This window comes from Candidatus Gracilibacteria bacterium, from assembly GCA_010119145.1.
Taxonomy (GTDB): domain Bacteria; phylum Patescibacteriota; class Gracilibacteria; order BD1-5; family UBA6164; genus JAACSU01.
The window spans coordinates 53,847-73,356 of the sequence record JAACSU010000009.1 but is presented as its reverse complement, the minus strand read 5'-3'; the positions used below and the strand labels follow the sequence as shown (position 1 = coordinate 73,356).

Genomic DNA, 19,510 nt, shown 5'->3' with positions numbered 1-19,510 from the left:
AAAATATTTATATTATTCCGTAATTCTTACTCTTCAAAAATCTATTATATAGAAATTTCAAGAATTATCTACCATGATGTTTCATGGATGCATGTCATTATGTACTAATCATTGTTCTCTTAAGTGTTCTATAGCTATATGAAGTGGTGTACCTCAGGTTCTTCAATGTTCCATTCTGTAACTATAGCTCATTCATAAAGCTTCTCACAAATAATCACCTGACCAATCATCAATAGTAGATTGTATTCATCAAGGATACTGTTTATATTCATCTAATAATAATCTCTCTAACTGTGTATCAGAGAGCATTTTTAAAAATTCTGGTGATTCATCAACTAAAACATGACTATATTTTTCTCTTAGAGTGACTCAATATAAACTTTGTCATTCTATTTTATCCATATAAAAATATCAATCTCTATCTCACTTAATAACTTTAGGAATAATAACATTTTTAGGTATATCACCATTTATTACTCCTTGCTCCCAGATATCATAAAATCTTTGATGGTTTTCAAATTCAATATTTAAATCATCAACTTCTCATGGTTTAGCAATTTTTATTATTTGTCATTCATCTGTAGGGTGTTGAATAATGACTGCTTGAGTTCATTTATCTGAAATAATATCTGCTTCTGTAATTTCTCAGAGTATATCTCTATACTCAGCCAAATAATCAAATCTTGGGTCTTCATATATATTTCGAAACTCAGGAAATTCCTTTCCACAGATATTATTATCAAAAAGGGTTCTAATTTCTCAGCTCGTGAGACCAGCCTCTCTAAGAATTCTAGTTTTTTCTCTGAGGTCTCAGAGTGAATAGTTTCCATCATCTAGCCTTTCTCAGAAATTATGAGCATCTAAAATAGCTTGTCTTTGAGTTTCAAAATCTGGATTATTAATAAAATCCTTTCATAAGAATACTCCTGCTGCCTCAAGTCTCTCAGTATCTGGAAGTTTAGATATATCATCTATAAGAGTTCTATCTAAATTATTTGGAGATGGGGTATCCATTTGTCTCACTGCTGCTGTTATAGCCTTTCTTCAAACAGTTGCTGCAACTCCTATTCAGGTAGCTACTATTCCCAAGTCTGCTACTGATTTTCATTTCTCATAAGCATCTCCTGAAAATAAATCCCAGATACTTTCTCATAGTGCAGATAGAACTCATTTTATCCCTTTCCAAGTTGCGATTTGTTTAAGGGCATCAAGTATCACTCCTCATCTGGTTTCTATAACCTCAACTGCAAGCTCTACATTTTCAAATATGAGGGTATCTACTATTCCTTTTGCAAAGTTTGTAAGAGCTCCATTATTTGCATGGTTTTCATCTATATCTAGAGATTCATATAGGTAGCTTTGAGCTTGCTGTATAAGTTCACGGCTTTCTTCTTCTGGTACTTCATCATCAGCCCCTATTTCTTCATTATCATTAACTGCTACTCTTTGGAGCTCTGCTGCTAGAGTAGCACTATTAGCCTGTTGAAATTCTATGAGGTAGGGTCTGAGTTCTGGGTTATCTTCTATAAGCATTTCAACTACTGCTCTTACATCTTCCACTGTTCCTGTTTCAGCTAAACTAGCAATAGCCTCATCATCTAGTCTTAATAAAATCTCATCAGCTGTTTCTTGATGAGTATCTAATCACTCTGTTTCTTCAGGTCATCTAATTGCTGCAGCTTCTAGCATAGTTTTAAAAAGTGTCTTCTAATTCTAGTAATAAATTTTCTAGTTCTTCTTGTTTTTGTAATTCTTCTGTACATTCAGTGTTTCTTCTGGTATTTACATAGTGTTTTTTGTAATATTCTTGTATCTGAGAAACTTTTATTTCAGGTTTATTTTTGAGTTGTTTCAAGAAATTCAACATCAAAGATTTTTCTGCTTGTATCCCTTGCCTTATAACTCATTTTTGTTTCTCCGAAAGCCTTTCAAAATACTCTAAAATCTGCTGTTTCATAGTAATATTTAGAAACAAGCATTGTCTTACTGCATTTTTCAGGTTTTCTTCATTCAAAATGGCATATAAAAAAACTACAATATGGTTGATATATTGTAGCATAGTTTTAATATTGAGGCAAGAGTTCTCACCATTGTAAGGGTGTCACTTTTTACCATCAAAAAAATCCCTATATCTAGAGATTTTTTCGTTTACTTTTATATTGGAGCACCCTAGTGAAGGAAGTGAGAACTGAGATGATGTATCTTTAATATTATTTTATTCTTAACCTAAAATATCTTTAGTTTATTAGCTCAATCATCTACTTGTTTTTGAGATGTATGTGAAATTTCTTGATTCCATAAAATACCATTATAAGAACCCTCTTCTTCTCCTAGATTTCTTTTATCAGAAGAATAGCATAATGCTCACATAATATAATATTTTCCATCTTTTTGAAAATATCCTGAATATTTAGGAATTTCTCTCCCATTTTTTAGTTCTGAAATAATAGCATTTTTTGCTTCAAATGTATTTTCCCAAAATTTTCTTATATTTTCAATATCTTCATAACTTGAGCTTTCTACTAAAAATACTGAACCCATTTCAGAAACTGAATAAACTCAAAAATCTGCTACTTCTCTCTCTGCATATCTTCATTTTCCATTTAGTCCTAAAATAACATCAACATAACCTGATGAAGAGATATTATCTGGTTCAATTATTTCAATTCATTCAATGAATTGTGATGATGTATTAGTATTTACTGTATTCATAATATTATTTTATATTTACATTACCAAAGTCAATTATATATATAGTTCCATCCCTTGCTCTCATAAAATTTGCTGCATGTAAATCAGAATGTTCAAGTCAATTATATTTCAAATATTGCATTGCATTTCAAAGAGTTGAATTATCATTTCAATTTGAAAACTGTTCTCTCACATCTTCTACTGTTCAACTTTCAGCTAGACTTGCAATAGCATCATCATCAAGCTTTGATAAAATCTCATCAGCAGTTTTTTGATGAGTATCTAGACCTACAGCTTGATCTAAGGATGAATGTAGTGCTTCTCCAGCCATTATATGTTTCCTAGTTCTAATAATAAATTTTCAAGTTCTTCTTGTTTATGAAGTTTCTCTCTAAGTTCTTCACCTTTTCTGATTCTTGAATAGTGCTTTTTATAATATTCTTGTATCCTACTAACTTTCATCTCAGGTTTATTTTTGAGTTGCTTCAAGAAATTCAACATCAAAGATTTTTCTGCTTGTATCCCTTGCCTTATAACTCATTTTTGTTTCTCCGAAAGCTTTTTAAAATACTTTAAAATCTGCTGTTTCATAGTAATGTTTAGAAACAAGCTCTGTCTTACTGCATTTTTCAGGTTTTCTTCATTCAAAATGGCATATAAAAAACTACAATATGGTAGATATATTGTAGCATAGTTTTAATTATGAGGCAAGAGTTCTAACTTCGCTAGGGGTATCGCTTTTTAACATCAAAAAAACTGCTAATTAAAGCAGTTTTTATGTCTAAATCATATTGGAGCGGGGGACCAGGTTTGAACTGGCACACCCAAGGGTTGAAGCCTTAGTACACTCACTCTTTTATGTTACCCCCGCAAAAATTTAAAGCGTGAAGAGTATATGAATTATAGCCAAAACTGTCAAATTTATTTTTTGCATTTTCCCTCAAAGAGCTTATATTAGAAGCGATTACTTTGTTATTGTTACCATACTATGAGTATTGAATTTATTTATAATATTTTTGAGAGGTTTATATTTTCTACGATGTACTACCTCGATAAGCTTGGGCCTAAGATTATTGCTGCCATAATTGTACTGACTCTTGGGTGAGTTATAGCGTACGCAACATATAAAATAACCATGCTCATCTTTAAAAATTTCCATATTATGGATCTCATTGATAGGATGTGGGCTGGATTTGAGGAACAAACAACTCAAATTGTGGATAAAAATATAGATGACAATATTGAAAAGCTTAATAAAATAAATCAAAATAAGCAAAAAATCAGGTATGACAAGATTACAGCGAAATCTTTTTCTTACTATATCTTTCTATTATTCTTCAGATGGGCCGTTGTGATACTTGGAATTACTGAAATTGAGCAATTTATGCAGGATTTACTTGCCTACCTCCCAAGTCTCTTTATATGAATACTCATATGATTCTTCGGGATACGATTTGCAAACTCTGTTCACGATATTATATTTCAAGCAATGGAGCTTACAAAACAAAAAACAAGCAGTATCATAGCAATGTGAGCAAAAATAATCATTATGTTTTTTACACTTATGATTATGCTCAACTACATACAAATTGTAGATCAGTTTATTATTAATTCCCTCTTTCTAGGATTTATAACTACTATCACCATAGCATTTTGACTCGCATTTTGAATCGGTTGAAAAGAAGTAGCGAGAGAAATATTAGAAAGTTTTAGAAAATAACTATGAAACAAGACTTTCTCGATTACATACAAGAAACATTCCAGTTTTCTCCGTCCGAAATGACGGAGTTTTCGTGTGCCTTAACTCAGCCTCTTAAAAAAACTCTCCGAGTAAATATAAATAAAATATCTGTTTCAGATTTCAAACTTCTGGCTCTAAAAAATAATTGGCAACTTTCAGAAACTCCTCTTTGAAATAATACATTTTATATAGATAGAGAGGATACTTCACTGGCTCTTTGAAATACCCTCGAACATATAACAGGATACTTCTATATCCAAGAACTCGCAGCTTCAAGCTCACCCTATTATCTGAGTGATGATATAGTAGATGAGACTGAGTATACTATTCTGGATATGTCAGCGAGCCCTGGAGGAAAGACAACTCAACTCGCTGAGTATTATCCTAACTCAGTTATAATCGCAAATGAGATAGATAAATCTCGAATGCGACAACTCCATGAAAATACAGACAGACTTGGTACTAAAAATGTCTTTGTAACAAACTATGACGGGAGATTCTTTGCAAATTACGAAGAATTATTTGATAAAATATTACTGGATGCTCCCTGCAGTGGAGAAGGAACAGCTTATAAATCTGATGATGCTCTCAAATACTGGAATATTAAAAATATTAAAAAAATAGCAAAGCTCCAATTTCAACTACTTGAGTCTGCAATGATTTCACTTAAGGTGTGAGGAGAACTCGTCTATTCAACCTGTACGCTTAATAGACTTGAAAATGAAGAAATCATTAATAAGCTTACTGGCAAATATGGTGAACATTTTAACGTTGTCTCTCTCTCAGATGATTTGACGAAACCTCTCATCCGAGCGTGGCCACATAAGGAAAAAACTTGATGATTTTTTGTCGTAAAATTGAGGAAAAAGACTCCCTTTCCAGATACAACAAAAAAAAGAAAGCTTCAAAAAAATATCCAGTGATTTGAAAGAGTCTCAAATACTGATTCTAAGATTATTGAGACCTTCCTGTTACATACTTTTGGATTACTCCTTACGGGTAAGTTTTATACCTATAGAAATGAGATATATTATACTGAAAAAAATATAGACTTTTTCTGGGAAAACTTCTTTTTATTCAAAGTAGGAGTAAAAATTGGGAAACTAGATAACGGAGTCTTTGAACCTAACTTTTTCTTGTGAACCCATTTTTGAATATTTTCAAAAAATTCGATTAAAGTGAGTGACTCAGAAATAGATAGCCTCTTCAAATGACAAGAAACTGAGTGAATTATAGATTCTATAAGTAAAAATATTTCAGATAATAACAACTATTACCAAGTATATATCTGAGATATTCCAGCTGGAGTTATAAAAATGAAATGAACAGTAGCAAAAAGTTTACTCGAAAGTAGATTTATGAGAAAATAGATTTTAGATATAAGAAGAAAAAAAATGCAATACAAAGTTTTTGGCTGCAAGGTCAACAAATACTATACTGATAAGTGGCTGAATTCAGAGTATCTCAGTGATAAATCTGGAACTTTTGTAGCAAGTTGTGTCGTAACAGATAGTGCAAAGAGAAAGTGGGTACGATTTGTAAAAAAAGAAGTAGAAATCCTTGATTCAGAGCAAAAAGTCTATATCTCATGATGTGGAGCTTTTAAAGATTGAAAGGCTCAAGATGATTTTTTTGATTTGTATCCAAGTTTAGCAGGATTTCAAGAAAAAATAGAAGTTCTCGATGAAGCTCCGCAGGAAAACTCTGCTGAAGTGTCACTGCGAGCTGAGGAAATTAAAAGAGACGAATCATCAAAATCTACAACAAAAATTGATCTCTCTAAACTCAAGAAATTACAAAACTCAAGCATCTATACTCGGAAATATCTTCTGATTCAATGAGGATGTGACAGTTATTGTACCTTTTGTCTTACGGTCCAAAAAAGAGGTCGACATTACTATAGGTCAAGTGAGGATATAATAGATGAAATACTTGAATATGAACAAGAGTGAGGAAAAGAAGTCGTCCTCACGTGAGTGAATCTCTCAGCCTGGGGATTACAAAATACCCATGAAACAAAAAATTTCTCTCAAAGTTTAGAAAAAAACGGTCAAAAATGACAAGGATCACAGTTTGCAAAACTACTTGAAGCCATATTAGAAAATACAAGTATTCCGAGAATACGAATATCCTCTCTTGGTCCTGAGTTTGTAGATGATGCAGTGTTAAAAATACTGGGGAATACTCGAATCTATCCTCATTTTCATTTTTCTATTCAAAGTGGATCAACAGATGTGTTACGGTCTATGGCTCGACACTATGACTGAGCTTATATGCGAGATTTATTACAAAAAACTCAGGATATTAAAAGGGACGATGGAGTAAGTATCAGTATTTGAGCTGATCTCATAGTATGATTCCCATGAGAAACAGAAGAGGATTTTACAGATACCTATAAGTTAGTGAAGGATTTCAATATTACAAAAGTCCACGCTTTTCCATTTTCAGCTCATACTATGTGAGAATCTGTACCAGCTGGGAAGTTCAAAAATCAGGTTTCAGATGAAATAAAAAAACAACGAATGCAGGAACTTATGACTCTTGCTGACACGGTAAGAAGTGACTTCCTAGCCTCTGAGAAGTGAAAACGATTTCAAGTACTCGTTGAAAAAGTGAGAGGCGATACATTCTCAGGTTGGACTGAGAATTATATCGAAGCAAATGAAACGAATTTTAGACTGGAATCAGGGACTTTACAAAGAAATAATATCATACAATGAATTCTCATATAAATAAATACATTCTACCGGTATTGATACCATGAGTATGTGTCTTAGTGATTCTAGATGCCCTCACAAAGTATTATGCACTGTATTATTTGCAACAAAAGATTACGATTATACCAAATATTCTTTCATTGGTGTATGCTCAAAATACAGGAATAGCTTTTTCTATTCCATTAGAATGAATCTTGCTTAAAATAGTGACTCTTGCTTTGATTTTTTGAATTTTTTACTATTATTGGAAGTACGAATCACACAAAGATAATACCCTCCTACATTTTTCTTTTGCTCTTATTTTTGCTTGAGCTCTTTGAAATGCATGGGAAAGAATATTTATTGGCTATGTAACTGATTTTATATCACTCCAATGATTTGCTATATTTAATCTTGCTGATAGTTTTATAAGTTTGTGAGCCCTATGACTTGCGTATTATTACTGGAAGTATACTCCATAATTATTAAAAAATGTCGTTTTGACCAAGAAAGATAACAATACAAGATATTGCACTTAATTCTCTTTGAGCCCTTATCTCTGGATTTATAGCGAGTATCCTAATTGTATTTATAGTATTTGTTGTATCGACTGTAATCAATATTCCTGCTGCATTTTCATCAAATATAGGCATATCTGATACAAATCCTCTTTTCCCATTTATACTCTCTTTTATAACATTTATTAGTACGATGTTAATGGTATTTTTAACGGTAAAAATACTCACACTCATAGATAACGAACGATATAAAAAAAATACTGTCATCTATGGACAAATAGCTTTTTTTGGAATATTGATGTACCTCTGTGTCACTCCTCTCTATATTTATATGGGGCTTCTTGATTACCAAAATATTCTTACAATATTTATCGTCCATACTATATTTCTTACTTTTGGAACTTCTCTTTTACTGGAAATACTGACAAATTATAGATACATTTTGACTTGATTTTATGGAAGTTTTGTAGGACTATTTTTTACTAGTATCATTGTAGTATTTATATTTCAAAATATTGAAAATGGATACGCAAAACTCTTGTCTCTCCTTATACTGCTCCCTATTATTAACACATTGCTGATATTTTTTAAAGGACTCTTTGAGCTCTTATATTATAAGTATTATCTCTTTTCAAACCTTGATCAACTTTGAGATATATTCTACCAAATAGAAAAAAATGAAGCCGAAGACATGCGAATTGAAGAAGAAAAAAATACTCTCTAATACCCTCCTATGAAAGAAATCGTAGAACAAACCCTCTCTTTGTATTTCAAAAAAATGAGAGAACCTCTTTTTGAAGAACTTACTCTGAGTCATAATATAGATATAGAAAAAAAGTGATGTAGTTTTGTTACGCTCTACTTAAGCTGAGATGTGCATGGATCTGCTGGAAACATAAAAGAAATATCTTGAACTATGGCTCAAGATATTTATAAAAATACAATAGAAGCACTTACAACAGACAAACGTTTTAAACCACTTACGCTCACGGAAGCTGAATCTCTCAAATTTCGACTTGATATTATTGAGGACAGAAAGGTCATATCAGAATCAGAGATGATGAATCTAGATCCTGTAAAGTATTGAGTGATAGCAATAAAAAGAGATTATGATAAACTCGCTGTGATTCTTCCAAACATATCTCCTAAAATACTCACTGGTTCTGATTTCATTGAAATACTCAAAAATAAATTACAAGAAAAAAAGTTTGATGAGAAAGATTATATTATCTACTCTATTTCTACTATCTCTGAAAGTAATTATTAAAAAAAGCCCCGACTCATTCGGGACTTTTTTTAATAATTATTAGAATCGATAGAGCTCTAATTCTACTCAAGAAAAATATAAATCTTTTATATCCTCCGCATCTAATCAGATATACCACGCAAAACTTTGAGGTGTTTTTTTCACTATATGTTCTACTCTTATTTTTTTCCAAACTTTTCATCAAATATTCACTGTTTCAAGAACTTTTTCAACTCAATTAATTGAGAATGTTCCGTCAGTATAATATATTCGATTGTGGAACATGTATGAAGCTTTTGGGTTTAATGAGGTAGTGTTGGACCATCAACCGTCTGATTCATCTGTCACCCATAAAGTCATACGAATTTTATCTCACGCATCTACAACCGTGAAGTCATCAAAATGGACTTCGTAGTTACTCAGTTGGTCTCATACCAAATGTCACACAAATCATGATGAGCTTGGATTTGCTAAACTTATGATTGATGTATCTCCATAGGTGTTGTAAAGTGTATGGTAATACGTAGATATGTCAGTTCAGGTTCAAAACGTTCCATCTACAGGACCTAAGTGACTTCCGTCAATTCTCGTCCACGCTTTATTATCATCTCAAATATCACAATATACTTCTTGCACTGGCAGAGGGCCATCTCCATCAGGATCAATATTATAAAATCAGTTTTCTAAAGCGTCACCAGATAGTAATAAACCATTACAACTAAATGAATATGGAAAATCAACATTATACTGCTTTTTTAAAAACTTTTTTATTTTATTAACTCAATCCTCTTGAAGAAATGAAATATACTTATCAAAACTCTCAGTGGGAGTAGTAGCGTAAATATATCTTAATTTATTTACAAATTGATCAAGTCCATCCTTGGTCTTAGGATTACTTACACTCCCTGTATATATTATTGGATCACTTACATTAAAATTAAATCAATTATTTGTCTCAACTAATCAAAAATAACTACTTGGGAGATTAAAAAATTCACTATAAACCAATTTTCTTTGAGTAATAATATCATTTATATTCAATGAGGATAAGTCACTTGCAATAATTGATGGGCTGGCAATATAGTGATAATCACTTCAAACAATAGCTCTCACCATTACTTGATTAAAATTTCATTTAACTAAAGCTGTTGGGATGCTGGAATTTGTTTGAGCTATTCAAGACTGACTATCATCAGATTTAAGCTTTTCAAATAGTGCTCAAATTTGATATTCTTTCTCATTATTTGTTACTGAATATGCATACTCAATTTCAAATTTTGGGTCTTTTGGTATATTGAGTCAGAAATTTTTTATTTTGTTCACAACTCCAGATCAAAATAATCATTGAGTCCAAGCAACTGATCATTGATATTCAATTTCAACTGGAGTATCAGGAATAGGAAGTTTGGACTCTTGAGTATAATACAACTCTAAGTTTGTCACCATATTATTTAAATCAGAAAGTCGTGAAGAATCTCTCGTTTCTGCAAAACTATTAAAAAAATAAATAAAAGATATGGTTGCTAATATACTCAGTACCGTCATTACAACCAAAAGTTCTACGAGTGTGAATGCTTTTTTATTCATGTTTTATTTATAAAATAATTCAAATCATAAATTTGTAAAATCAACTGGAGTTGTACTCCCATTAATTCATCTTCAAATTTTCCAACTGAAGCTTTCTAAAATACCAGTGATGGGGATTCGTAATGTATCATCTCTCCAAACTGATCCATTGCTTGCATCAGAGAATGCCTGATATGTTATCTCAGATTGCCCCTCATACTTCATACTATAATAAAATGGAGTTTGTGTTGTTCATTTAATGGATGCAGATAGTCTGATTTCAGAAGCGCTTTCTACAAAAGGAATTTCATCAAAAGTTAGTTCATAATATGAATTAACTCATCATTCATGTCGAAGTATATTTGAGTTTGGAGTAGTAGCTGGAGGAGTAAGATCACTTCGTACACTGTTTTCAAAAATATTGTTAACTGATCAAGTAGATACATATCATCCAAAACTATTTGGGTCTTGCAATAATGCAAAGTCTCAGTGGTCTATAAAATTATCTCACACTTTTGTCCATCATCCTCAATCAGTAGTCATATCACAATACACCTTGTATGGTAATTTTCCACCAATTCCATCACTATCAACAGTATATGATCAAGATTTAATATCCCCTCATGCGTAGGCTTCTATCTCTCTAATAGTTATAGTTTTTCAATTTGCAGCAAAAATCTTTAGTAATTTTATATCATGTAATTCTCCAATTCAAGCTAAGTCTAAATCTATAATATAATCTTCTGATGTATCCCAAAGAGTATGAGTATATACTGGTATTGGATCATTGTACTCCGTAAAGAGTTGAATTTCAGCTTTCGACATATCTCAAGATAAATCTGATATCGTATTATATATTCTTAAAAATCATAAAGGGACTGCATTATCCCATCTCAATTCTATATATCACCCTTTTTGATTGGCTTGATACTCAAAGTTGAGATTTCATTCAGTAAGTTTTACTTGATTATTTATTCCACCAGGTCATTGCACTCAAGAATCCGGGCTTGTTGGAGTCGCATCTACTGATGCTTCGGGAGCAATATTATAAATAAGTTTTTGATCGAGTATTTCACTACAGAAATACGGTTTAATAGGATTTATACCTACTACTTCTGACAGAAGATTTTCAACATAATACGTTCCATAATTATCAAAATAATTGGAAAAGTCTTTATAAATTGAAGAGTGTTGATACGAAGTTCTTAGCACTCCGTCAATTTCTTTGATTCATTTATAGGAAGAGATATCGTCTTTTGATCAAGAGAAAGCAATTGGTGACTCTAGATGTAAATTAAATCAACCAGAGCTTTTAAAATTTGTCGCTGTGTACGATGATGGAGCATTATTGTATCAAGTATATACTAATTTATTATTTTGTATGATATTGATAAAATCTGTGTTTGAGATATCACTTGCAATGATAGATGGGGTTGTAAAAACAACATGATTTCCAGCCGTATTAAGTCCGTGAGTAAAGAGTCTATTATAATTCCCCTGTACAAAAACAGAGCTATTGGGAAATTCGCTTGATTCAATTTCCGGTAAAACTGGAACTGGTTCAGTTCAACTATTTACTGGGGCTTCATTCTTATATGGGTGATCAGCTGGTAAATAATCTACCAAAGCCCATTTATGTGCAAGATACCCTTCCATTTGAAATCTGACATCATCTGATTGAGTGGTATCAAATATTATAACTTCTCAAATTCCCCAATCAGCGAGCTCATTATTTTTATTATATCATCCAGCCTTATTAAGTGCCCAAGTAACACCTGTGATTGGATTTGTAGCTCACTGAGATATTAAATTTCAACTATTTAAAAACTCATAATTTATCCCATCGGTAACAAAAGAATAGAAAAATGCAGCTCTTTTATTCGTATTTTTAATGGCAGGTGCTGTATTGATATGCGACGGTGTTGATCAAATTTTAAGAGCATTTCTATAATTGGAATATGAACCAATTATATAACCTTTATTGGTACCCTGTAATGCTATACCACTAGCTTTTCCCCCAGAATCATGCAATACATAATAGACTTCTCATTGTGAGATATTAGATCCATCAAATCGCAGTCCATCTGCTTTTTCTACAAATATACCATTTATATTATTTACTGAATCTTTCGTATACGTTACTTGCCCATGAGTGACTGTCGGATTTCACGTGATACCCTTGGTACCTTTGTTTACCCATGTTGTTACCACAGAGCCATCTGCAGGATTATCAGTTGTATCTCCATTTCCATTTACATCATCAGCATCTAACCAAATTGTAGGATTTAATAATCCAGGGTTATAAAATCCTGCTGCGTACGTTTTAGACACAAGTGGATCAATGTCTTTAAAATTAAATGTTGATTGCTGTGTCAAATCCATCCATGATTGTTTCGATCATTCCAAAACATAAGCTATTTGATATTCCTTTTTATTTTTAGTAATTGAATATGTATATTGGTTCCCATACAATGGATCTTTTAAGTCACCAAAAATTTTCCCCGTTTCGTCTCATGATTTTTTTCAAAAAACTCATTGGACCCATGCTACAGCACCATCAAATGTTATTTCAACTGCATCGGTTGGCTCAGGAAAATAACCAGAATGTGCAAAAAATATATTCAAGGTTGAATTGACGGAAGATATATCTTTTAAACGAGCGGTATCTCTAGATTCAGAGGTATATCTAGAAAAAGAAATGAAACCAATGGTAGATAAAATTGAAAAGATAGTCATAACGACTACGAGCTCTAAAAGTGTCACTGCTTTTTTTGAAGAATATTTATTCATATTGGTGGTTATCGCTAAATACTTAAGATATATTACTACATTTTTGGGTTCAAAGGTAATAATGACTGCTAAGTTTGATTGCGAAATAACTCATATGTTGTATTAGTACATTTCTATATTTCTGTAATGCGTAATTTTGTGCGAACTTATTTCTCTGAGTATAGTGATAACATCAAACTGTATATTTTCGAGAGGTACTTTATGTATTTTGCAGTAAAATTGCATGGTTCTCAGACATTTTCGCAACTTTCGAGCTATTATTGCATCTTCTGGAAGTCAAAATAAGGTATGTGATCTATATTTTACTTCTATGAAATAATATCTCGATCATTTTTCTGCAACAATATCAACTTCTCAAAATCTTCCGAACTTGAAATTGGTGTCTTTTATAACAAATCCATGTTTTTGTAGATATTTAATGGCAATAATTTCCCCTTCATCTCATATTTTTTTCATATATTTTTCATATATTTTTTATTTATATACTCAAAATATATACAAAAGTTTTATATTCGCAATATTTTAGAGGTTTACAATCTTCAATATATCTATAAAATAGAAAAAATAATATTTAAAATTAGCTATTGAGTTTCGTAGATGATTTAGAACAAAGTATAGATATCGTCGATCTTGTTGGGAGATATACGAGACTTAAAAAGGCAGGAGCAAGTTACAAAGCTCATTGTCCTTTTCCTGGTCATAGCGAGAAAACTCCGAGTTTTGTGGTAAGTCCTGTAAAACAAATAGCCTATTGTTTTGGGTGTCACAGATGAGGGTGACCAGTAAAGTTTATTATGGATATGGAAGCAACTGAGTTTCGTGAAGCTGTTCAAATCCTATGAAATATCACGGGAAGAGAAATACAGTGATTTACTGAAAGTAAAGAAGTTATCCAAATCAAAAAAAACCTCTACTCACTGTATAAAGATGCGAGTGTGTATTATCAAAAGTCACTCAAAGAAAATCCGGAAATAAAAAAATACCTCATGGACAGAGGTCTCAGTGAAGATGATATAATAAATTTTGCTTTTTGATACGCAGATTCTTGAGTGTCCCTCTATAACTATCTCAAAGACAAATGATATCAGGATGAACAAATCGAGCAATCACATATATTTCTCGATATCAGACAAAAAAAGGATAAATTTATAGGAAGAGTTATTTTCCCAATTGAAAATCTCAGAGGTGATACTGTTGCTTTTGCTGGGAGAATTATTTGATCGTGAGAACCTAAGTATCTCAATTCACCAGCCAGTGATATTTATGATAAATCGTCTATTTTATATGGTCTCTACAAAGCAAGAAAAGCTATCTCCACATCAGATCAAATCATAGTGACTGAATGATACATGGATACTATAGCGCTTCATAGATACAACTTTTTACAAACCGTAGCCGTTTCAGGAACCGCACTCACAGAAAAACACATCACCATTATTAAACGACTCACGCATAAAATTTATCTCTGCTTTGATAATGACAAAGCTGGTGAACAAGCAACTAAATTATCTCTCGAGCTCCTAAAAAACAAAGGACTAGAGGTCAAAATAATAGAAATATCTTGAGCAAAAGATCCAGATGAATTTTTAGAATGAGGATGAAATTTCCAAATACTTATAGATTCAGCAATAACTCCAATTCAATATCTCATTCAAAAAACAAGCTATAATTTAGAAAGTATAGACGAAAAGAAGAAGTTTTTGAGTGAAATATTTGAAACTATTTCGAGTTATTCTGATTCTATAGAACAAGATATGTACCTCCAAGAAATATCAAAACTGAGTAAAACTCCCCTTGCTCTTATTTATGAGATGTATAAAAAAAGAGGAAATACTCAAAAGGAGGTCGCAGAAAAAGCTCCAAAAATACAACTTTCTACAGATGAAATACTTCTGAGTTTCGTATATGACAATTATGATGCTGCTGAAATAGTAACAAACTGACTACTATTCCCTGAAGCCAAAAGCTCTGTACTTGAATCAGCACTTGAGAATCCTGAAAAATTTTTCTCTTCACTTGACTTACAAAAAAAAGAAACACTCAAAGCATTAAACTTTCAAAACTCTCAAAAATACACGAATCCAGAGGATATGCTCTGAGCCCTACACTCTGCTATACTGCAAGTAAATAGAATTTTTTATAAACAACTCACAGAAAAATATAAACAAAAAATTAACCAGTGAGATTCTCAGGCTCTTGTAAAATATTCTGAACTATTACAAACAGCAAAAAAGCATAATTTAAAATAGAGAATTCAAAAAAAATCTCTTGCATTTTTAGACGTTTTTCATAGAATACATCACGAAAAAGAGATAGTATTTCTCAAATTCAATTAAAAACTATATACGAAATTATAAGTATATCACACCACATTTATACTTCTAGGATTCTCTAGAAGCTTTTTTCTGTAATATTACAATCACATATGGCTACACCAAAAAAAGATGATATCAAATCAAAGATACAAGAAATAGATCTCGACACTCTCTGAGCTGCAATGCAAAGTCTTACAACCCAAGATGAAGCACTACAACAAAAAGAAGCTGAAGAAGCTGCTGTTAAAATCGAATCATGAGAAGTAAATGATGATGTCGTTGTTGAAGCACTCGAAGAGATTTGAGCCCTAAAAAAAGAAAAAGGACTCAAAAGAATGCCCATAGAACGTGATCAAGACAAACGAAGAGTGTGAAAATGAATGCAAAAATTCATAGACAATGAGATTCCTGATGATATGCTTGAGGATATGCCTGAAGAGATTCAAGAACTCATGAAAAAGTGAAAAGTTGACGGAAGAATCACTCAAGATGAGCTCATGAACGCAATCCCTAATGCTGAGGATGATGTTGATTTGCTTGATGAAATCTATTCTCGACTCATGACGATTGGAATTGATGTTGTAGATAGTTTAGATAAATCTAATCTCTTTACTGATTGAAAAAAAGAAAAAAAGGACAATCATAGTGGAGCGGTTTCACTCTCAGAAATCTCAGACGATTCTATCAGAATGTACCTCAATGAAATCGGTCGTGTTGATCTCCTGAATGGAGAACAAGAAGTAGAACTCGGTCGTAGAATCAAGGAAGGAGATCAAGAAGCTAGAAAAACACTCGCAGCAGCGAATCTAAGACTGGTTGTTTCTATTGCAAAAAAATATATGGGTCGAGGTCTTTGACTTCTTGACTTAATTCAAGAATGAAATGTTGGACTTTTTCGAGCTGTAGATAAATTTGATGCGACAAAATGATTCAAATTCTCTACTTACGCGACATGGTGGATTCGACAAGGGGTAACTCGAGCTATTGCTGATCAAGCTCGAACGATTCGAGTTCCCGTTCATATGATCGAAACCATCAATAAATTCACACATACCTATAGACGTCTCACTCAAGAACTCACAAGAGAACCACTTATGGAAGAACTTGCAACAGAACTTGATATGGATATCAAAAAAGTTCGTCAAATAATGAGAATCTCTCAGGATATTCTCTCTCTTGATGCTCCAGTTGGTTCTGAAGAAGATACATCTCTTGGTGATTTTATCGAAGATGATAAAACAATGGCTCCAGATGAGCAAACGAATATGAATCTCCTAAAAGAAAATCTTAATGAAATGCTAGATTTCCTCACTCCTCGAGAAAGAAAAATTATCAAAATGCGTTTTGGACTCGAATGAGGAGATGTTCACACGCTTGAAGAGGTTGGAAAAGAGTTTGGAGTTACAAGAGAACGTATTCGACAAATTGAAGCAAAAACCCTCGAAAAACTCAAAGAGCATCCAAATGCTGACAAGATTAAATTCTTTTAAACACTACATTTTTCACACAATATTATGACTCAAATTTCTGTTATAGGACATAAAAATCCTGATACTGACTGTACTCTTTCGGCTATCATTATGGCTGATTATTTGAACAAAAAGTGATATTTAGCAACTCCATATATTCAAGGAAGCCTCAATAAAGAAACACTTTTTCTGCTGGAAAAATATAATATACCAGAGCCTGTAATAGTTACACAATTAGATACTAACATTGATGTCTGTCTCGTTGATCACAATGAAGCGTCTCAAAGTATTGATAATCTCACCAACGTGAGAGTAAGTCATATTGTAGATCACCATAAAATTAATTTTGAAAGTAATACTCCTCTCTTTATGAGACTTGAGCCTCTATGCTCTACAGCTTCTGTTTTGTATAAGATGTATATAGAAGCAGGTTATGAAATATCGCAGGATATTGCAACTATGATGCTTGCGTGTATTATGTCTGATTCACTTCTCTGGAAATCATCAACAACGACTGAAGAGGATAAAGTCATTGCTGCAAAATTACAAAAAATAACTGCTATCTCAAACCTCAGTGATTTTGCAATGCCGATGTTTGAAGCTAAATCTGATTTATGAGATGTATCAGCTGAGGAAATAATAACATCAGATTATAAAATATTTGAAGCATGAGATTCAAATATAGGATGTGGAACAGTTGAGACGACATCTCCAGATAATATTTTAGCAAGAAAAGAAGAAATACTTGTCTGAATGAAAAATATTAAAGAGAATCAAAAACTCGATTTCATCATGCTCAGTATCGTAGATATCATTCAAGAAATAAATACGACCCTTGTTTTAGATGGAAAAGATTCTGAAATAATTGAAACGGTTTTTGACTCGAGCGTTATAAATAATGAAGCAAATCTTTGAGCTCGACTGTCACGTAAAAAACAAATTATCCCTCAACTCACTGAGTATTTTAACGCACGGTAATGGAAAAATACTGACTGATAATTGGCAGGTTTCAACCATTGCATATTTGACATAAGCTTCTCATTCAAAAATCTCTCGAGCAAAATATAAAAACGATTGTGCTCATTGGTTCATCAGAAACACTAGACGAAAAAAATCCCTATAGTTTTGAACTCAGAAAACAAATAATGAACTCAGAGTATGAAAATAGAGGGTTAATTATTCAAAATCTTCCAGATTATAAAAGCGATACAGAGTGGATTGCTAAGATTTTAGAGTACATTCCGAAGGAATCTACTCATATAGAAGTGTATTGCTGAGATAAAAAAAATGATTCTGCAGTTTTAGTACTACAAAAACTTTGAAACCTCCTCCCATTTGATATAGATATCTTTGAAATACCTAGAAGTATCCTTCCTATTTCTGCAACACAGATTCGAGATTGGATAAGAGATAAAAATATTTCTAAACTCAGTGAGTTTCTCTGAAAAGCTACTCTTAAAATTCTTAAAAAAGAAAAATTGATTTAAGCTCATTATTCGCTATAATGCAGCTATACTTTATATAAATAGACAAAAATATATGATCCAAGATGCTAAAAAAGATTTAGAAAAGGCTCTTTCACACCTAGAGAGTGAATTCTCTAAGCTTCAAATGTGAAGAGCGAATCCAGCACTCGTAGAATGAATAATGATAGAACAATACGGGAGTTTACAAGCAATTAAAAATATAGCCTCTGTAAATATTTTAGATAACCAAACACTCTCGATTGCCCCGTGGGATAAGAGTATCGTTCACGCGATTGCAAAAGCTATAACAGATGCCTGAGTAGGTTTAAACCCTCAAACACAAGCTGACTCTGTGCTTATTAGAATACCTCCAATGACGGAAGAGAGACGAAAAGAAATGGTAAAAGTAGTAAAGAAATTTACGGAAGATGGAAAAGTATCCGTTCGAAATGTACGAGGTGATTATCTTAAAAAGATAAAAAGGCAAGAAACAGATAAAGAAATCTCTGAAGATGTCGCTCGAGATCTAGAACGTGATTTACAAAAACTCATCGATGAGGCTAACAAAACAGTAGAGGAAGTCGCAAAAAAGAAAGAATCTGACATCATGAAAGTATAAAAAAATATTTGTATTTCACACAATTTCTTATATAATCGGGCAGATTTACAACAAATTTAATCTTAATATCATTGCAATGGCAAAAGGAAAAAGAACTTATGTAGCATATTACTCTACAGAAACTGGAAATATGGTTCACTCTACGAATATCCAAAAAAAGAATTTTGAAGCTGGTAAAAAAGGTCCAGAACTCAGAAAATATAATCCAAAAACTCGAAAACACGAGGTTTTAAAAATGAAAGAAATTAAAAAAGGATAATTTTCTTGGATTCTACTTACAAAAAAACTCTTCAGCCAATGCTGAAGAGTTTTTTTGAGTCTCTTCTATCTCACAAATATCATACCATTTTTTCAAGCTAGATCTCAATCAACTCAGCTATTAAATTTATCTGA

The 19,510-nt window shown here is 32.2% G+C and carries 20 protein-coding genes and 1 tRNA gene; 12 read left to right on the top strand and 9 right to left on the bottom strand.

Going from position 1 to position 19,510, the window contains the following annotated elements:
* Positions 1-12: 12 nt before the first annotated feature.
* From GW846_05505 to GW846_05480, 6 genes are all read right to left on the bottom strand, one after another.
* Entirely contained in the window at positions 13-1,689 is a 1,677-nt protein-coding gene (locus tag GW846_05505; protein NDK10201.1) for a phosphotransferase, read from the bottom strand.
* A gap of 4 nt (positions 1,690-1,693) precedes the next feature.
* Positions 1,694-2,059: a hypothetical protein gene (locus GW846_05500; protein ID NDK10200.1), complete on the bottom strand. Its 366-nt coding sequence runs from the start codon at positions 2,057-2,059 to the stop codon at positions 1,694-1,696.
* Between the two features lie 167 nt (positions 2,060-2,226).
* A complete protein-coding gene (locus tag GW846_05495; GenBank protein ID NDK10199.1) occupies positions 2,227-2,712 on the bottom strand; it encodes a hypothetical protein in 486 nt (161 codons plus the stop codon).
* A 4-nt stretch (positions 2,713-2,716) separates the two neighbouring features.
* Positions 2,717-3,022, bottom strand: coding sequence for a hypothetical protein (locus GW846_05490; protein ID NDK10198.1), 306 nt, complete (start codon positions 3,020-3,022; stop codon positions 2,717-2,719).
* Entirely contained in the window at positions 3,022-3,282 is a 261-nt protein-coding gene (locus GW846_05485) for a hypothetical protein (protein ID NDK10197.1), read from the bottom strand. The genes GW846_05490 and GW846_05485 overlap by 1 nt, the downstream gene beginning before the upstream one ends.
* 201 nt (positions 3,283-3,483) lie before the next feature.
* Positions 3,484-3,562, bottom strand: a tRNA-Gly gene (locus GW846_05480).
* A 117-nt stretch (positions 3,563-3,679) separates the two neighbouring features.
* Between GW846_05480 and GW846_05475 the strand changes: the two genes are divergently transcribed.
* The 6 genes from GW846_05475 to GW846_05450 are packed head-to-tail and all read left to right on the top strand — an operon-like array spanning position 3,680 to position 8,913.
* A complete protein-coding gene (locus tag GW846_05475; GenBank protein ID NDK10196.1) occupies positions 3,680-4,411 on the top strand; it encodes a hypothetical protein in 732 nt (243 codons plus the stop codon).
* A gap of 2 nt (positions 4,412-4,413) precedes the next feature.
* The gene (locus GW846_05470) at positions 4,414-5,802 is read left to right on the top strand and encodes an NOL1/NOP2/sun family putative RNA methylase (protein ID NDK10195.1); all 1,389 of its coding nucleotides are present in this window, start codon (positions 4,414-4,416) and stop codon (positions 5,800-5,802) included.
* 24 nt (positions 5,803-5,826) lie between these two features.
* Positions 5,827-7,164, top strand: coding sequence for a radical SAM protein (locus GW846_05465; GenBank protein NDK10194.1), 1,338 nt, complete (start codon positions 5,827-5,829; stop codon positions 7,162-7,164).
* Positions 7,149-7,610 (top strand): signal peptidase II, encoded by a 462-nt coding sequence (lspA, locus tag GW846_05460; protein NDK10193.1) that lies wholly within the window; start codon positions 7,149-7,151, stop codon positions 7,608-7,610. Before GW846_05465 ends, lspA begins: the two co-directional genes overlap by 16 nt.
* Positions 7,611-7,620: 10 nt before the next feature.
* Positions 7,621-8,370, top strand: coding sequence for a hypothetical protein (locus GW846_05455; GenBank protein ID NDK10192.1), 750 nt, complete (start codon positions 7,621-7,623; stop codon positions 8,368-8,370).
* Between the two features lie 9 nt (positions 8,371-8,379).
* Complete coding sequence (locus tag GW846_05450) at positions 8,380-8,913, top strand: AMMECR1 domain-containing protein (protein NDK10191.1); 534 nt, start codon at positions 8,380-8,382, stop codon at positions 8,911-8,913.
* A gap of 39 nt (positions 8,914-8,952) precedes the next feature.
* Here the strand turns inward: GW846_05450 and GW846_05445 are convergent, their stop codons facing one another.
* The 3 genes from GW846_05445 to GW846_05435 all read right to left on the bottom strand — a co-directional run bounded on the left by GW846_05445 (position 8,953) and on the right by GW846_05435 (position 13,704).
* Complete coding sequence (locus GW846_05445) at positions 8,953-10,479, bottom strand: type II secretion system protein (GenBank protein ID NDK10190.1); 1,527 nt, start codon at positions 10,477-10,479, stop codon at positions 8,953-8,955.
* Between the two features lie 3 nt (positions 10,480-10,482).
* Positions 10,483-13,248 carry a prepilin-type N-terminal cleavage/methylation domain-containing protein gene (locus GW846_05440; protein ID NDK10189.1) on the bottom strand — a complete coding sequence of 922 codons (2,766 nt, stop codon included), beginning with the start codon at positions 13,246-13,248 and terminating at the stop codon, positions 10,483-10,485.
* Positions 13,249-13,350: 102 nt separating this feature from the next.
* A complete protein-coding gene (locus tag GW846_05435) occupies positions 13,351-13,704 on the bottom strand; it encodes a YraN family protein (protein NDK10188.1) in 354 nt (117 codons plus the stop codon).
* Positions 13,705-13,832: 128 nt separating this feature from the next.
* Here GW846_05435 and dnaG point away from each other — a divergent pair, with 128 nt between their 5' ends.
* From dnaG to GW846_05405, 6 genes are all read left to right on the top strand, one after another.
* Positions 13,833-15,497 carry a DNA primase gene (gene dnaG / locus GW846_05430; protein ID NDK10187.1) on the top strand — a complete coding sequence of 555 codons (1,665 nt, stop codon included), beginning with the start codon at positions 13,833-13,835 and terminating at the stop codon, positions 15,495-15,497.
* Between the two features lie 482 nt (positions 15,498-15,979).
* The gene (gene rpoD / locus GW846_05425) at positions 15,980-17,053 is read left to right on the top strand and encodes an RNA polymerase sigma factor RpoD (GenBank protein NDK10186.1); all 1,074 of its coding nucleotides are present in this window, start codon (positions 15,980-15,982) and stop codon (positions 17,051-17,053) included.
* Between the two features lie 24 nt (positions 17,054-17,077).
* Positions 17,078-18,010 (top strand): manganese-dependent inorganic pyrophosphatase, encoded by a 933-nt coding sequence (locus GW846_05420; protein ID NDK10185.1) that lies wholly within the window; start codon positions 17,078-17,080, stop codon positions 18,008-18,010.
* Positions 18,010-18,519, top strand: coding sequence for an adenylyltransferase/cytidyltransferase family protein (locus GW846_05415; protein NDK10184.1), 510 nt, complete (start codon positions 18,010-18,012; stop codon positions 18,517-18,519). Before GW846_05420 ends, GW846_05415 begins: the two co-directional genes overlap by 1 nt.
* A gap of 52 nt (positions 18,520-18,571) precedes the next feature.
* On the top strand, positions 18,572-19,117 hold the full coding sequence (gene frr / locus GW846_05410; protein NDK10183.1) for a ribosome recycling factor: 546 nt from the start codon (positions 18,572-18,574) through the stop codon (positions 19,115-19,117).
* A gap of 76 nt (positions 19,118-19,193) precedes the next feature.
* A complete protein-coding gene (locus GW846_05405; GenBank protein ID NDK10182.1) occupies positions 19,194-19,376 on the top strand; it encodes a hypothetical protein in 183 nt (60 codons plus the stop codon).
* Positions 19,377-19,510: the final 134 nt, after the last annotated feature.